General features: G+C 74.6%; 10 protein-coding genes and 1 tRNA gene. 8 read left to right on the top strand and 3 right to left on the bottom strand.

Going from position 1 to position 14,828, the window contains the following annotated elements:
- Positions 1-137: 137 nt before the first annotated feature.
- On the top strand, positions 138-701 hold the full coding sequence (locus HNR12_RS13600; protein WP_179767829.1) for a dihydrofolate reductase family protein: 564 nt from the start codon (positions 138-140) through the stop codon (positions 699-701).
- 147 nt (positions 702-848) lie between these two features.
- Here the strand turns inward: HNR12_RS13600 and HNR12_RS13595 are convergent, their stop codons facing one another.
- Positions 849-1,538 (bottom strand): TetR/AcrR family transcriptional regulator, encoded by a 690-nt coding sequence (locus HNR12_RS13595; RefSeq protein ID WP_179767828.1) that lies wholly within the window; start codon positions 1,536-1,538, stop codon positions 849-851.
- 157 nt (positions 1,539-1,695) lie between these two features.
- Here HNR12_RS13595 and HNR12_RS13590 point away from each other — a divergent pair, with 157 nt between their 5' ends.
- Positions 1,696-2,226 (top strand): hypothetical protein, encoded by a 531-nt coding sequence (locus HNR12_RS13590; protein WP_179767827.1) that lies wholly within the window; start codon positions 1,696-1,698, stop codon positions 2,224-2,226.
- Positions 2,227-2,458: 232 nt separating this feature from the next.
- Here HNR12_RS13590 and HNR12_RS13585 read toward each other — a convergent pair.
- Positions 2,459-2,543, bottom strand: a tRNA-Leu gene (locus HNR12_RS13585).
- Positions 2,544-2,681: 138 nt separating this feature from the next.
- Between HNR12_RS13585 and HNR12_RS13580 the strand changes: the two genes are divergently transcribed.
- The 4 genes from HNR12_RS13580 (at position 2,682) to HNR12_RS13565 (ending at position 8,358) form a co-directional block, all read left to right on the top strand.
- A complete protein-coding gene (locus tag HNR12_RS13580; protein WP_179767826.1) occupies positions 2,682-4,004 on the top strand; it encodes a M20/M25/M40 family metallo-hydrolase in 1,323 nt (440 codons plus the stop codon).
- Between the two features lie 394 nt (positions 4,005-4,398).
- Positions 4,399-5,562 (top strand): hypothetical protein, encoded by a 1,164-nt coding sequence (locus tag HNR12_RS13575; RefSeq protein ID WP_179767825.1) that lies wholly within the window; start codon positions 4,399-4,401, stop codon positions 5,560-5,562.
- Positions 5,563-5,727: 165 nt separating this feature from the next.
- A complete protein-coding gene (locus HNR12_RS13570; RefSeq protein WP_179767824.1) occupies positions 5,728-6,525 on the top strand; it encodes a chaplin family protein in 798 nt (265 codons plus the stop codon).
- Between the two features lie 318 nt (positions 6,526-6,843).
- Positions 6,844-8,358, top strand: coding sequence for a chaplin family protein (locus HNR12_RS13565; protein ID WP_179767823.1), 1,515 nt, complete (start codon positions 6,844-6,846; stop codon positions 8,356-8,358).
- A gap of 337 nt (positions 8,359-8,695) precedes the next feature.
- On the opposite strand, the gene HNR12_RS13560 is transcribed toward HNR12_RS13565, so the two are convergent.
- A complete protein-coding gene (locus tag HNR12_RS13560) occupies positions 8,696-8,881 on the bottom strand; it encodes a DUF5703 family protein (protein ID WP_179767822.1) in 186 nt (61 codons plus the stop codon).
- 233 nt (positions 8,882-9,114) lie between these two features.
- Between HNR12_RS13560 and topA the strand changes: the two genes are divergently transcribed.
- On the top strand, positions 9,115-11,919 hold the full coding sequence (gene topA / locus HNR12_RS13555) for a type I DNA topoisomerase (RefSeq protein WP_179767821.1): 2,805 nt from the start codon (positions 9,115-9,117) through the stop codon (positions 11,917-11,919).
- Positions 11,920-12,326: 407 nt separating this feature from the next.
- Positions 12,327-14,729, top strand: a complete 2,403-nt coding sequence (tmk, locus tag HNR12_RS13550; RefSeq protein WP_179767820.1) for a dTMP kinase — start codon at positions 12,327-12,329, stop codon at positions 14,727-14,729.
- Positions 14,730-14,828: the final 99 nt, after the last annotated feature.

Below are 14,828 nucleotides of genomic sequence, written 5' to 3'. Positions count from 1 at the left end.
GGGCACCGCGCCTGAGCGAACCGGAACGCGACCGCCGGCGCGGCCACGCAGTGCGCGCCGGCGGTCGTGCGCGTCGCGATGAGTCCGGCGGCGCCGGGCGGTCGTACTGTCGAACCCATGGCAGAGAAGGACTTCTGATGCGCAGCGTGACCTATTCCATGGTCGTGTCGCTGGACGGCTACATCGTCGGTCCGGACGGCTCGTTCGACTGGACGGCGCCCGACAAGGAGGTCTTCGACCTCGCCACCGACGAGGTGCGCGGGGCCGGCGTCCACCTGCTGGGACGGCGGCTGTACGAGACCATGCTGTACTGGGAGACCGCCGACCAGCACCCGTCGCTCGACTTCTCGACGCGCGAGTTCGCCGCGATCTGGAAGGCGCTCCCCAAGGTGGTGTTCTCCACCACGCTGTCAGCGGTGCGGGGCAACGCCCGCCTGGCCTCCGGCGGCCTGGCGGAGGAGATCGAGCGCCTGCGAGCCGAGCCGGGGGAGGGCGACATCGCGATCGGCGGCGCGACTCTGGCCGCCGAGGCGGCCGAGCTGGACCTGATCGACGAGTACCGCGCCCGGGTCTACCCGGTACTGCTCGGCGGCGGCATCCCGTTCTTCCCCCAGCGCAAACGCCGGGTGGATCTGGACCTGGTCGAGAACCGCGCCTTGGGCTCCCACGTCCTCTACCTCCGCTACCGCGTGGCGCGCTAGGGCGGCCCCGACCGCGCGGCCGGGGGCGTAGGGGTTGGGGTCCGGCGCGTTCGGCCCTGGAGCGGGCGCGACCAGGTTTTCCTTGCCGTTCGCGGCGAGCCATCGCACCTTCTCGGCGTGTTTCCGGCGTACGCGGCCTGCCCCTCATCAGGAGGCCGCGGCGGGCGCCCCGGAGAGACCGGCCTCGATCCCGTCGAGGAGGGCGTCGAGGCCGTAGGCGAACGCCTGGTCCGGCCCGGCGTTGTAGCGGGCGGCCGGGGAGTCGACGCGCCGGCGCAGCCGGGGGAACGTCCGCGCGACGGCGGCCGCCTCGGCGGTGGCGTCCTCCAGGGCCCGGCGCGGGTCGGCGCCGCCGCGGGCCAGGCGCCGGGTCAGCGACGCGGTGGCGGAGGCGCCGACCGCGTTGCCCAGCACGTAGGTGAACACGGCGGCCGCCGCCCGGTCCGCGTCGTCGTCGGCGAACCCGGCCGCCTCGAAGACCGCGAGGCAGCGGTCGTCGTAACGGGCCTTGCGGGGGCCGTGGAGGACGTAGGAGCCGAGGGCCTGCACCAGCCAGGGGTGGCGGCCGCACATCGCGTGCAGTCCGGTCGCCAGGCGGGTGGCCGCGGGGCGCCAACCCTCGCGGTCGGGGTCGGGCAGGTCGATCTCGTCCCACACCTCGTCGCCCGCCAGCAGCATGAGCGCGTCCTTGTCCTTGACGTGCCAGTACACCGCGGTGGGCGCGACGCCCAGGCGCCGACCGAGGGCCCGCATGTTGAGGCCGTCCAGGCCCTCGTCGTCGAGGAGGTCGACGGCGGTGCGGACGATCTGGTCGCGGGTGAGGGTGGAGCGCGGCATGCCCCCACGATAGGGGACCGGCGGCCCGGATTGAACAAAGTTCGAGAACGGTATTGCACTTAGTTCAAGTCTCCGGTTGCGGTGTTCCCATCAGCCAGTTGAACTTAGTTCAATAAACCGGGTCGCCGTCGGCGCCCTCGCCCCTTGGGAGATCCACATGGACGTGTTCATCGCCGTCATGCACCTGGTCGTCGCCGCCGCGTTCGTGAGCATCCCGCTGGTGCGCCACCGCTACGGCCCCGCCGCGACGGCGACCGCCCACGCCGAACTGGACCGGCAAGGCGTGCGGACCACCGTCCTGACCGAGAACGGGATGCGCTTCGACGCGGGCGGCCACGAGACCGCCGTGCCCGCGTCGGTGGCCGCCGCCATGGCGGTGCTCGCCGGCCTGCACCTGGCCGGCGCCGCCTGGGCGGTACCGCTGACCTGGGGCGCCCTGGTGCTGGTGGTCATCGGCAACTGCCTGATCATCTACAGCAACCGGACCGCCGCCGCGTCGGTGCGGGCCGCCTTCGCGCGCACGGGCGATCCGGAGTTGGCCCGCATCGACGTCCCCGCACTCCTCGCCGCGGCCGAGCGCGGCTTCCCCGCCTGGACCTGGACGCTGGAGAAGGCCCGCCACACGGCCGTGTTCGGCGCCTCGGCCCTCGCCCTCGCGGCCCTCGCCGTCACGGCGCTCGCCCTCTGACTCCGCCGCCGCCCGCCCCGCCGCCGGACCGGTGGCGGGGCGGGCGGTCGCTGAGGTCGGACTCGACCGCCGGGGGCGACCCGTTCTGCGCGACGCGGACCCGCCGGACAAATCCGATCTCCACCAGCAGACCGGGCTCATGCTGCGCTGTCAGCCCGTGGAAAAAGCAGTGCGGGCCGGGGTGAACCCCGACCCGCAGCGTGTGGTCAACCATCCCCGGAGGGACGGGTTGTGTCCGAGGGGGGACTTGAACCCCCATGCCCTTAACGGGCACTAGCACCTCAAGCTAGCGCGTCTACCTATTCCGCCACCCGGACGTGGCAGCCCCGCGCGTGGTGCGTGGGCTGGGTTAACCATAGCAAAGGTCTGGGGGCGGTCGGACATCGTTTTCTCCCGGTGCGCGACCATGGCAGGGTCGGTGTCGACAGTGCCGTTCGAGTGGAGGCGGGGTGCGCATGGCGGACGCGCGTGACGCGGGGGTGAAGGCCGAGGACGAGGTCGTGGACCTCTGCCGGGAACTCATCGCCATCGATACGTCCAACTACGGGGACCACTCCGGTCCCGGGGAGCGGGCGGCGGCCGAGTACGTGGCCGAGAAGCTGGACGAGGTCGGCGTGGAGCCGGCCGTCTACGAGTCCCACCCGGGCCGCAGCAGCGTGGTCGCGCGCATACCCGGGGCCGACCCCGGGCGGGCGCCGCTGCTCATCCACGGGCACCTCGACGTGGTGCCGGCCGACGCCGCCGACTGGACGCACCACCCCTTCGCGGGCGAACTGGTCGACGGGTGCGTCTGGGGCCGCGGCGCCGTGGACATGAAGGACATGGACGCCATGGTCCTGGCCGTCCTGCGGCAGCGGCTGCGCGAGGGGCGCACGCCGCCCCGCGACATCGTGCTCGCCTTCCTGGCCGACGAGGAGGCCGGCGGCACCTGGGGCGCCAAATGGCTCGTGGACCAGCACCCCGAGCTGTTCGCCGACTGCAGCGAGGCCATCAGCGAGGTCGGCGGCTTCAGCGTCACCGTCGCCGAGAACCGGCGCCTCTACCTGATCGAGACCGCCGAGAAGGGCATCGCCTGGATGCGCCTCAAGGCGCGCGGCACCGCCGGGCACGGGTCCATGGTCAACGACGACAACGCCGTGACCGAACTGGCCGACGCGGTCGCCCGGCTCGGCCGGCACCGGTTCCCCGTCCAGCTCACCACCACCGTGCGGACGTTCCTCGAAGAGGTCTGCGCCGAGTTCGCGATCCCGTTCGACGAGGACGACGTCGAGGCCACCGTCGCCCGGCTGGGCACGGTCGCCGGTATGATCGGCGCCACCCTGCGCCACACCGTCAACCCCACCGTGCTCAACGGCGGCTACAAGGCCAACGTCATCCCCGGCACGGCCACCGCCGAGGTCGACGGCCGGTTCCTGCCCGGGCTTGAGGACGAGTTCTTCGCCGAGGTCGACCGCCTTCTGGGGCCCAAGGTCACCCGCGAGTTCATCCACCACCTGCCCGCCGTCGAGACCGAGTTCGAGGGCGGGATCGTCAGCGCGATGTCGCAGGCGCTGATGGCCGAGGACGACGGCGCCAAGGCGGTGCCCTACTGCCTTTCGGGCGGCACCGACGCCAAGAGCCTCCAGACCCTGGGCATCAAGAACTACGGTTTCGCGCCGCTGCGGCTGCCTCCGGAGCTGAACTTCTCCGGGATGTTCCACGGCGTGGACGAGCGGGTGCCGGTGGACGGGCTGCGGTTCGGCGTCCGGGTCCTGGACCGCTTCATCGACCTGAGCTGAGCCGGCTCCGCTCGGCCCCGTCCGCGCCCGCCGCGCCGCGCTCCGCGTGCCCCGCAGGCGCGGCCGCGCGGCCCCGGCCGCGTGCCGGTGCTCGGCGGTTCGGGCGGTGTGGAACCCGATGGCCGATGAACGGCGATGTGCCGCCTGACCTGCCGATCATCCCTTTTGCGGCGGTCCTTGGGGAACCCCGCGGGAAATTCCGCGGGGTTCCTTCGTTTCTCACCCGGCATTGCGTTCGGTGATGCTATGGTGACTTTCGGTTGGCAGGAGCGGTGCTCCTCGGCCGGTCCCGCGGTGTCCCACGCCGCCTCCGGTCGGCTTACCGGCCGGATCTCCCGTCGCCTTCGCGCGGCGCGTCGTCCCGGTCGTCAGCGTGTTCAGCGGAAGAGGGTCCATGGTGCTCGGAGTGCGCAAGCGGCGGGTCGGTCCCGCCCTCGCGGGCTGCCGTCCCGTGGGCGACACCCTCCTGCGCCTGGGCGTGCTGAGCGGGATCGCCGCCGTGGGCTGGCTGCTGGGCGGAGTCGTCGCCGTCGCGGCCGACGAGCTCCCCGGCGCCGGCCTCGCGTCCGTCTCGGAGATCACCGACGCCGCCCCCGTCCAGCAGGTCGGCGCGGCCGTCGCACGCGGCCACGCGGAGTCCGCACAGGCGGAGGCCGCGGCCCAGACCGCCGAATCCGCGTCCGCCGCCCCGGCCCCGGCCGACGGCGGCCCGGTCGCCGGCGGCGCACCCGAGGGCGCCTCCGGTGCCTCCGGCGGCGCCGTGCGCGGCAGCGGACCGCTCGGCGGCCCGCTGCCCTCCGCCATCGGCGCCGCGCTCGCCGAGCACCGCGCCGACTCCGGCGCCGCCGCCCCGGGCGACTCCCGGCGCGGCGGCCGGCTCCTCGGCACCGTGGCCCGCACCGGCGAAGCCGCCGGCGCCGGAGCCCGCGACGTCGTCGAGCGGGCCGCCCGCGGCACCGGCGAGGTCGTCACCGGCACCGTCGAGGCGGGCAGCCGCGTCGGCGGGTTCGCCGACCGCTCGCTGCGCGAGTCCCGGCTCACCGGCCCCGTCCACCAGGGCCTGACCGGTGAGACCGCCCGGCTCAACGACCGGCTGGGGCAGGCGGTAGGCGCCGGATCCCCGGTCGACCTCGGCGTGGTCGGCACCACCCTGTTCCCGTCGGCCGGTCCGCCCGCCGCCATCGGCGCCGAGCCGCTGCCGGTGCCCGAGGCCCGCGCGTCCGCGGCCGAGCCCAACGCCAGGCCCGCCTCGGAGCGCACGGCACCCGCCGGCCCCGCCGAGGGCCCGTTCGGCTACGCCGTCGACACCGCGGGGGCCGCGGCCGCCCGCTCGGCCGACTCCGCGGGCGGTTCGGCTCCCGCCGCCGCCCCGGCCTGGCACGACACCTCCGACTCCACCGGCGCGGTGTCGTCCTCGCCCTTCCCCGCGGCTCCCGCGGGCTTCCTGATGACCCGCGGCCACACGCTCGGGCTCATCGCGCAGCGCGTCGCGCTGCCGGACGACCCGTCCGTGGTCGTCCGCTACACGGCGGACGACCCGTCGTTCTCTCCTGACTAGTCAGCGCCGCACCGGCGTGCTGACCGCGCACGCCTGACTCGCGGCGCGCTTCAGCGTGCCCGCCGTCGGGCCGCGCACACTCACCGCCGCGGGCTCCCGCCGCCCGACGCTCTGCGCATTCGCTGCTGTCTTCCTCGTATCGGACCGACTTCAAGGATTCGTCACATGTCCAGGAAAACCACGACAGTGTTCGCCGCCCTCATCGCGGCCGGCCTCTTCTCCGTCGCACCCGTCAGCCACGCCGACACCACCACGAGCGGCAACGGCTCCATCGGAGGGGGAAACCAGCTCGGTGCCGACGCCGACGTGCCGGTGAACGTCTGCGGCAACGCGGTGGCCGTGCTCGGCACCGCCGGAGCCCAGTGCCAGGGCGGCGGGGCCTCCACCGGCTCCGGCCACTCCGACCACCCCGACGGCTACGGGGGCCACGGCGGCGGCAGCGGCCCCGGCTCCGGCGCGCACGTCCGCGGCAACGACGGCGGCACCACCACCAGCGGCAACGGGTCGATCCTGGGCGGCAACCAGGCGGTCGTCGACGGCGACATCCCCGTCAACGTCTGCGGCAACGCGGTGGCCGTGCTCGGCACCGCCGGCGCCTCCTGCTCGGACGGCGCGGCGCCGGCCCCCGGCACCCAGGACCAGACCAAGCCCGAGGACCCGACCATCCCGCAGGACTCGCCCGCCTCGCCCGAACCCAGTCCGTCCACCCCCGCAAGCGCGCCGACGGAGACCAAGGGCGAGGCCGGCGCCCCCGACTCCGCCCCGCCCGCGGCCGCCCGGGTCGACGCCGCCGCCGACGACGACGGCGCCGCGCCCGCGGCGGACGACCCGGCCGCCGCCGGCGACCAACTCCCGCTCACCGGCATGGGCGTGCTGCCGCTGGTGGCCGGCGCCCTCGCCGCCCTGGTGGCCGGCGCCGGGATCCTCCTGGCGGTCCGCCGCCGGGGCCGGCGCTCGGCCTGACCCGGCGCATCGGCTTCCCGGTCCGCGTGGACCGGGGGCTGACGCGAGTCCCGCGACGCGGCCAGGCCGCGGGGCTCACGTCAGCCTCTCCTCAGCCGGAGGGGAGCTGCCCGAGTGTGCGGCACGGCCTCCGCGCGGACCAGCGCGGCGGCCCGGCCCGCCTTCCGTTCCACACGGCACGTACCCCCCAGGTGCGCGGCCACGGGACGACGTCTTCGGCACGGCACGCGCCGCTCCCGCCAGGAGCGCGCCCGGCCGCGGCCGTACACGATCCATCTCACTCTCAGCTGCATCTACGTTTCGAAAGGAACCTCCCACATGGGTAAGTGGGTTCGCACCTCCGCCACGGCCGCTGCGGTGGCGGCCGGGTTCGTCGCCTTCGGCACCGGCGTCTCCTTCGCCGACAGCACCGCCACCACCTCGGGCAACGGCTCCATCGGCGGCGGCAACCAGCTCGTCGGCAACCTCGACGTGCCGGTGAACGTGTCGGGCAACGCGGTGAGCCTGATCGGCGGCGTCTCCGGCGCCCGCTCCGACGACACCGGCGCGGTCATCCACGACCACGCCGCCGAGGGCCCCAGCACCACGGGCAACGGGTCGATCCTGGGCGGCAACCAGGCCGTCATCGACGGCGAGGTGCCGGTCAACATCTCCGGCAACGCCGTGGCGGCGGTGCTGGGCGTGGCCGGCGCCGCCTCCGACGACACCGGCGCGGCGGTCCTGGAGCACGGCCACCGCCACCACCAGAGCGACGACGTCTCCACCAGCGGCAACGGGTCGATCCTGGGCGGCAACCAGGCCGTCATCGACGGCGACATCCCCGTCAACATCTCCGGCAACGCCGTCTCCGCGGTGCTGGGCGTGGCCGGCGCGGCCTCCGAGGACACCGGCGCGCTGGTGCTGGAGGGGGGCCACCACGGCCACCACCACGGCCACGGCGCGCACCGCGGCGCCGGCCTGGACCTGGGCCAGGCGGCCGGCAGCGCCAAGGCCGACGGCTACCACCGCACGGCGCAGGCCGCCCCGGAGCCCGGTGCCGGCCTCCTGGTCGACACCCTGAGCGGCCTGGGCCGCCCCATCCACATCAGCTCGCGCAGCATCGACGCCGGCCCCATCCTGCACCAGCGAGCGGGCCAGGAGAGCGAGGTCGTGCACCAGCGCGCCGGCCACGGCGGCGACGAGGTCAGCACCTCGGGCAACGGCTCGATCCTGGGCGGCAACCAGCTCGTGGTGCCCCTGGACATCCCGGTGAACATCTCGGGCAACGCGGTGGGCGCGGTCGGCGGGGTCGCGGGCGCGGCCTCCGACGACACCGGCGCCGTGATCCTGGACAAGGGCGGCGACGAGGTCTCCACCAGCGGCAACGGGTCGATCCTGGGCGGCAACCAGGCGGTCGTCGACGGCGACATCCCCGTCAACATCTCCGGCAACGCCGTCTCGGCCGTGCTGGGCGTGGCCGGCGCGGCGTCCGAGGACACCGGTGCCGCGGTGGTCGAGGGCTCCGGCGGCGGGGTGCGCCACACCTCCCACGAGCAGGCGGCCCCCGCGGCCGAGCGGACCGCGCCCGAGCAGCCGGGCCTGCCCGCGCCGGGCGAGGTCGTCGGCCAGGTCACCAGCGAGCTGCCGCTGCGCAGCGAGCTGCCCGACCCCACCCAGGTGCTGCCGCTGCAGGCCGAGGTGCCCGCCGAGATCCCCGGCAGCGAGGCCGTGGAGTCGCAGGTGCCCGTCGACCTGCCGCAGCCGGGCGAGCTGTCGGGCCTGCCCCAGGCCGCCACGGGCGAGGCGGCGAGCCTCGACGCGGTCGGCCAGGCCACCGAGTCGCTGGGCCTGTAGCCCGGCGCGCGGCGCCCCGCCACGCGGGCGGGTCGGCCGCGCCAGATGAAGGAACCGGCTGAGCGGCCGGTGCCGCGGCCGTCCCGCCGCAAAGGTCGTGGTGGACCGGCGGGCGGCGGGCGGCCATCGGCCGCGTCAACCGGTGCGGAGGCGTCCCGGTCGGCGCCGCGCTCTCCTGCCGCACGGTCGTGGTGGACCGGTGGGCGGGTGCGGCGGCGGACCGCGACGCGGCGACGGCGAGCCCTCTCGGACGCTCCGAGGGGGCTCGCCGCTGTGCTGGGGCGGGCGGACCGGATCCGGCCACCGCCGCCGCACACCGAGAGAACTGTGTCGTAAATCACAACAAGCGGAGTTGCCGGATGATCTTCCGGCGCAGTGTCACCTTGCGGCTTCCGTCGGGGAACAGGCGTACCCGGGCAAGTTCCCATTTCCCGTACTCGGCCTGGTCGGTCAGCGCCTGTCGGGTGGCGTTACGCGACGTGCCGCGCGGGAAGCGGATCTCCCGGTATTCGTACTCAAGCATCATTCTTATTCTGCGACCGCCATGCGCGTTCGTGCCATACCGTTCGTACACGTGAGCGCCGCGACGCCGCGGCCGGCCGCCGCCCGCCGCGGCGCGGGAGCGACCGATCACGCCGACGCGGGCGGCGCGGCGCGGTGTCGTCGGTTACCGTCAGTGGCTGGGAATCCATCGGCCGGCGATCCGCGTTGACCGGTCGCACACAGACAGCGCAAGGCGAGATGTAGGGGAAGAGCGTGCCACCCAAGAAGGGCAGCGCCGGCGACAACGGCTCGAACGACAGTGAGCGGCGGGGCGGCAACCGCCTCGTCATCGTCGAGTCGCCCGCCAAGGCGAAGACCATCGCCGGCTACCTCGGCCGGGGATACGTCGTGGAGTCCAGCATCGGCCACATCCGCGACCTGCCCACCAAGGCCGCCGAGATCCCGGCGCGCTACAAGGGTGAGCCGTGGGCGCGGCTCGGTGTCGACGTCGACCACGACTTCGAGCCCCTCTACGTCGTCAACACCGACAAGAAGTCTCAGGTCAAGCGGCTCAAGGAGCTGCTGAGCGAGGCCGACGAACTCTTCCTCGCCACCGATGAGGACCGCGAGGGCGAGGCCATCGCCTGGCACCTGCGCGAGGAGCTCAAGCCCAAGGTCCCCGTCCGGCGCATGGTCTTCAACGAGATCACCAAGGACGCCATCCGCCGCGCCGCCGAGAACACCCGCGACCTCAACCTCCGGCTGGTCAACGCCCAGGAGACCCGGCGCATCCTCGACCGCCTCTACGGCTACGAGGTCTCGCCGGTCCTGTGGAAGAAGGTCATGCCCAAGCTGTCGGCGGGCCGGGTGCAGTCGGTGGCCACCCGCCTGGTGGTCGAGCGCGAGCGCGAGCGGATCGCGTTCGTGCCCGCCGACTACTGGGGCGTCAAGGCGGTCTTCGACTCCGTGTCGGGCCGGGGCACCGGCGACGACCCCGCCGCCTTCACCGCCCACCTGGTGTCGGTCGACGGCGCCCGCGTGGCCGTGGGCCGCGACTTCACCAGCGCCGGCGAGCTCCGTTCGGCCGCGGGCGTGCTGCACCTGGACGAGGACGCGGCGCGCGGCCTGGTGCGCCGGCTCGACGGCAGCGACTTCGCGGTCCGCACGGTCGAGAGCAAGCCCTACAAGCGCTCGCCCTACGCGCCGTTCCGCACCACCACCCTCCAGCAGGAGGCGTCGCGCAAGCTGAACCTGTCGTCCAAGCAGACCATGCAGGTGGCCCAGCGGCTCTACGAGAACGGCTTCATCACCTACATGCGCACCGACAGCACCACGCTGTCGGAGAGCGCCGTGGCCGCGGCGCGCGACCAGGCCACCCGCCTCTACGGCGCCGACTACGTCCCCGCCAAGCCGCGCGTCTACGCCAGCAAGGTCAAGAACGCCCAGGAGGCCCACGAGGCCATCCGCCCCGCCGGCGACACCTTCCGCACGCCCGCCGAGACCGGCCTGTCGGGCGCGGAGTTCCGCCTCTACGAGCTGATCTGGAAGCGCACCGTCGCCTCCCAGATGAAGGACGCCGTGGGCGAGTCGGTCACGGTGAAGGTCGAGGGCACCTCCAGCACAGGCGAGGTCGCGGAGTTCACCGCCACCGGCAAGATCATCAGCTTCCACGGGTTCCTCAAGGCCTACGTCGAGGGCTCCGACGACCCCAACGCCGAGCTGGACGACCGCGAGCGCCGCCTGCCCCCGATGGAGGAGGGCGACCCCCTCAAGGCCGAGGCCCTGGAGGCCGAGGGCCACAGCACCCGCCCGCCGGCGCGCTACACCGAGGCGAGCCTGGTCAAGGAGCTGGAGGACCGCGAGATCGGCCGGCCCTCCACCTACGCCTCGATCATCGGCACCATCCTCGACCGCGGCTACGTGTTCAAGAAGGGCTCGGCCCTGGTGCCGTCGTTCCTGGCGTTCGCGGTGGTGCAGCTGATGGAGCGGCACTTCGGCAACCTGGTCGACTACGACTTCACCGCGCGCATGGAGGACATGCTCGACGACATCGCCCGCGGCGAGACCGAGAGCGTGCCGTGGCTGCGCCGGTTCTACTTCGGCGCCGAGGAGGAGACCGGCCTCAAGACGCTGGTCGACGACCAGCTCAGCGAGATCGACCCCAAGGAGGTCAGCTCCTTCCCGCTGGCCGGCACCGACATCGTCATCCGGGTCGGCCGCTACGGCCCCTACATGGAGCGCCTGAGCGACGGCCAGCGGGTGAACATCCCCGAGGACATCGCCCCCGACGAGCTGACCCCCGAGAAGGCCGAGGAGCTGTTCGCCCAGCCCAGCGGCGACCGCGAACTGGGCACCGACCCTGAGACCGGGCGGCGGATCGTGGCGCGCAACGGCCGCTTCGGCCCCTACGTCACCGAGGTGCTGGAGGAGCCCGACGACTCCGCCGAGGCGGGCGGGGCCAAGGCCAGGTCCAAGGCGAAGGCGCAGGCCAAGCCGCGCACCGCCTCGCTGCTGAAGTCGATGTCGCTGGACACGGTCACGCTGGAGGACGCGCTGCGGCTGCTGTCCCTGCCGCGCGTGGTCGGCGAGATCGACGGCGAGGAGGTCACCGCGCAGAACGGCCGGTTCGGCCCCTACCTGCGCAAGGGCACCGACAGCCGCTCCCTGGAGACCGAGGAGCAGATGTTCACGGTCACCATCGAGCAGGCCCGCGAGCTGTTCTCCAAGCCCAAGCAGCGCGGGCGGCGCGCGGCGGCCGCGGCGCCGCTGCGCGAGCTGGGCAACGACCCCGAGACCGGCAAGCCGATGGTGATCAAGGACGGCCGGTTCGGCCCCTACGTCACCGACGGCGAGACCAACGCCTCGCTGCGCAAGGGCGACGAGGTGGAGTCCATCACCGACGCCCGCGCGGCCGAGCTGCTGGCCGAGCGGCGGGCCAAGGCCCCGGCGAAGAAGGCGCCCGCCAAGCGGAGCACCGCGAAGAAGTCCGCCACCACCACGGCCAAGAAGCCGGCGGCCAAGGCGAGGTCGGGCGCCGGCGCCAAGGACGGCACGCCCAAGGGCGGCGCGGGCGCCTAGCGCGGGCCGTACGGATACGCGCCCTGCCGCGCGCGGCGCCCCCGGCGGGGTCCCGCCTCCGCCGTGCCACCGGAGCCCCGGCGGGCGTGGTCGGCGGAGCCGGTCCGCCGCACGGAGGCCGGCAGGGCGCCGCGCCGGTCCCCGCCCGGCCGCGTGCCGGGGTGGCGCCCGCACCGCCCCGGCAGTACAGTTCCGCGAACGCTGTATCGCCCCGCGGGGCGGCGGCGCCCGCGAGCGCCGCACGCCCGCGCCGAGCGCGCGGCCGCCTTCTTCACGTTTCGCACTAGGCTGGCGCTGGAGTCCCGGCGCCGCCGCACCGTCCGGCCCCGTCGGGCCGCCGCACCATCCGGCCTCGGCCGTCGCACAGCCCACGTCCCCGTATCAGAACAGTCGATACCCTCACCGCTATGAGCAGATCTGCCCCCTTTGGAGCGCCGGGCGAAGCGCGCGGTGTCCTCGCGATCAAGCCGTTCCGCCGCCTGTGGATCTCGCTGTCGCTCTCCAGTCTCGGCGACTGGCTCGGCCTGCTCGCTCTTGTCGCGCTGGCCGCGGTCCTCACCCGCGACCTCGACCCGCTGACGCGGTCCTACGCGATCGCGGGCGCCGCCGCCGTGAAGCTCGGCCCGCCGGTGCTGCTGAGCCCGCTCAGCGGGCTGCTCGCCGACCGGTTCGACCGGCGCCTGACCATGGTCGCCGCCGACGCCCTGCGCGGCCTCCTCTACCTCTCCATCCCCATCGCAGGGCGGCTGGACTGGCTGCTGATCGCCGGCTTCCTCGCCGAGCTCGCCGCCCTGGCGTGGACCCCGGCCAAGGACGCCGCGCTCACCGACCTGGTCCCCAAGAAGAAGGTGCCGCAGGCCGCCCGCCTGGGCCTGCTGACCGCCTACGGCGCCGCCCCGGTGGCCGCCGCGCTGTTCGCGCTGCTGGCGTCGCTGAGCTGGCTCATCGGCGCCGCGCTGCCGGGCGGCCGGGCGCCCGCGGGCGACGCTTTCCTCAACCCGCAGGCCGACGCCGCGCTCTACGCCGCCGGGGTGGTGTTCGTCGCCGCCGCCGTCACGGCCTGGCTGCTGCCGGCCTCGCGCCGCGAGAGCCTGGAGACCCCGCCGACCGCCGCGCCCAAGCCGAGCGCGTCGGCGGCCACCCGCGAGGTCCCGGTGGCGCCCCCGCCCGACAACGAGCGCACCACGCCGCTGCGCACCACCGACCCGCTGGCCAACGAGCGCACCGCGCCGCTGGCCACCACGGGCGGGCACGCCGCCGAGAGCAACGAGCGCACCGCGCCGCTGGCCACCACCGGCGAGCAGGCCGCGGCCGGCGACGACCGCACCGCGCCGCTGGTGCCCGCCGGGGCCGAGATCCCGCCGGGCCCGGAGCTGCCGCCCGGTCCGGGTGCCCAGCGCCCGGCCAAGGAGCGCTTCCGCCCCGAGAACCTGCTGCGCACCCTGTGGCAGGGCGGCCGGTTCGCCGCCACCACGCCGCTGGTGCGCGGGCTGCTGACCGGTATGGCCGGCGTCTTCCCGGCCGTCGCGGCGGTGGCGGGCGTGGGCCGCGTGCACGCGGCCGGCCTGGGCGCGGGCAACGCCGGGTTCGCCGTGCTGTTCGGCGCGGCGTTCGCGGGCATGGCGCTGGGCATGATGGCCGGGCCGCGCATCCTGCGCCACCTGAGCCGGGCCCGCCTCTTCGGCGTCGGGATCGCCGCCTCCGGCCTCGCGCTGCTGGTCACCGGGCTCATCCCGAACATGGCGCTGGCCGCGGTGCTGGTGACCGCGGCGGGTGTGGCGGCCGGCGTCTCCTGGGTCACCGGGCTGACCCTCATGGCCCAGGAGCTGGAGGACGACGTCCGCACCCGCACGCTGGGCTACCTCAGCGCCGTGGCGCGCGCCCAGCTGCTGCTCGTCATGGTCGCCGCGCCGCTGCTGGCCGCCGCCGTCGGCGACCACACGCTGCGGCTGGGCGAGCTGACGTATGAGTTCCTGGGCACCGGCGCGGTGCTGCTCATCGCCGCCGTGGCGGTCCTGGCGGCCGGGTTCCTGGCCGCGCGCCGGGTCGACACCGGCGCCGACGTCCCGCTGCGCCGGGAGCTGTTCGCCGCGCTGCGCGGCGTGCCGCTGCCGGCCGACACCGCCGAGGAGGAGCGGCCGCCGGGCACCTTCATCGTCCTGGAGGGCGGCGAGGGCGCCGGGAAGTCCACGCAGGTGGGACAGCTGTCGGTGTGGCTGCGCGAGGAGGGCTTCGAGGTCGTCTCGACCCGCGAGCCCGGCTCCACCAAGCTGGGCATGCGGCTGCGCGCGCTGCTGCTGGACCGCGAGCACACCGGCATGTCGGCGCGGGCCGAGGCGCTGCTGTACGCGGCCGACCGGGCCGAGCACGTCTCCAAGGTCATCCTCCCGGCGCTGCGGCGCGGTGCGATCGTCATCAGCGACCGCTACATCGACTCCACACTCGCCTACCAGGGCGCCGGCCGCGAACTGGTGCGCGAGGAGGTCGAGCGGATCAACGAGTGGGCCACCGGCGAGTTGGCGCCCGACCTGACCGTCCTGCTGGACATCCCGCCGGACGAGGGCCTGGCCCGGCTGGGCGGCAGCACCGACCGCATGGAGGCGGAGTCCGCGGAGTTCCACGCGCGGGTCCGCAAGGGCTTCCGCGACCTGGCCGACCGCGACCCCGCCCGCTACCTGGTGCTGGACGCCCGCGAGCCCGCCGAGGAGATCACCCGCGCGATCCAGCGGCGGCTGCGGCCGATCCTGCCCGACCCGGTGCCCAAGGACGCCGAGGCGATCACCGGCATGCTGCCCACGATCAAGGACTAGCGCCGCGGCGCCGCCGCGTACCGGCCGCCGAGGGGTCCGCCCCTCGGCGGCCGGCGTGCTTCCACGGGGCCGGGTCGGCGCGGTGCCGCCGGGCGGGGG

It is taken from the genome of Streptomonospora nanhaiensis, assembly GCF_013410565.1.
In the GTDB taxonomy this organism is placed as follows: domain Bacteria; phylum Actinomycetota; class Actinomycetes; order Streptosporangiales; family Streptosporangiaceae; genus Streptomonospora; species Streptomonospora nanhaiensis.
This window is presented reverse-complemented; position numbering and strand designations above follow the sequence as displayed.

Excerpts from the sequence above, each read along its gene's own strand:
- HNR12_RS13600 (WP_179767829.1), top strand. The coding sequence starts at position 138 with ATGCGCAGCGTGACCTATTCCATGGTCGTGTCGCTGGACGGCTACATC.
- HNR12_RS13595 (WP_179767828.1), bottom strand. The coding sequence starts at position 1,538 with ATGCCGCGCTCCACCCTCACCCGCGACCAGATCGTCCGCACCGCCGTC.
- HNR12_RS13590 (WP_179767827.1), top strand. The coding sequence starts at position 1,696 with ATGGACGTGTTCATCGCCGTCATGCACCTGGTCGTCGCCGCCGCGTTC.
- HNR12_RS13580 (WP_179767826.1), top strand. The coding sequence starts at position 2,682 with ATGGCGGACGCGCGTGACGCGGGGGTGAAGGCCGAGGACGAGGTCGTG.
- HNR12_RS13575 (WP_179767825.1), top strand. The coding sequence starts at position 4,399 with ATGGTGCTCGGAGTGCGCAAGCGGCGGGTCGGTCCCGCCCTCGCGGGC.
- HNR12_RS13570 (WP_179767824.1), top strand. The coding sequence starts at position 5,728 with ATGTCCAGGAAAACCACGACAGTGTTCGCCGCCCTCATCGCGGCCGGC.
- HNR12_RS13565 (WP_179767823.1), top strand. The coding sequence starts at position 6,844 with ATGGGTAAGTGGGTTCGCACCTCCGCCACGGCCGCTGCGGTGGCGGCC.
- HNR12_RS13560 (WP_179767822.1), bottom strand. The coding sequence starts at position 8,881 with ATGCTTGAGTACGAATACCGGGAGATCCGCTTCCCGCGCGGCACGTCG.
- tmk (WP_179767820.1), top strand. The coding sequence starts at position 12,327 with ATGAGCAGATCTGCCCCCTTTGGAGCGCCGGGCGAAGCGCGCGGTGTC.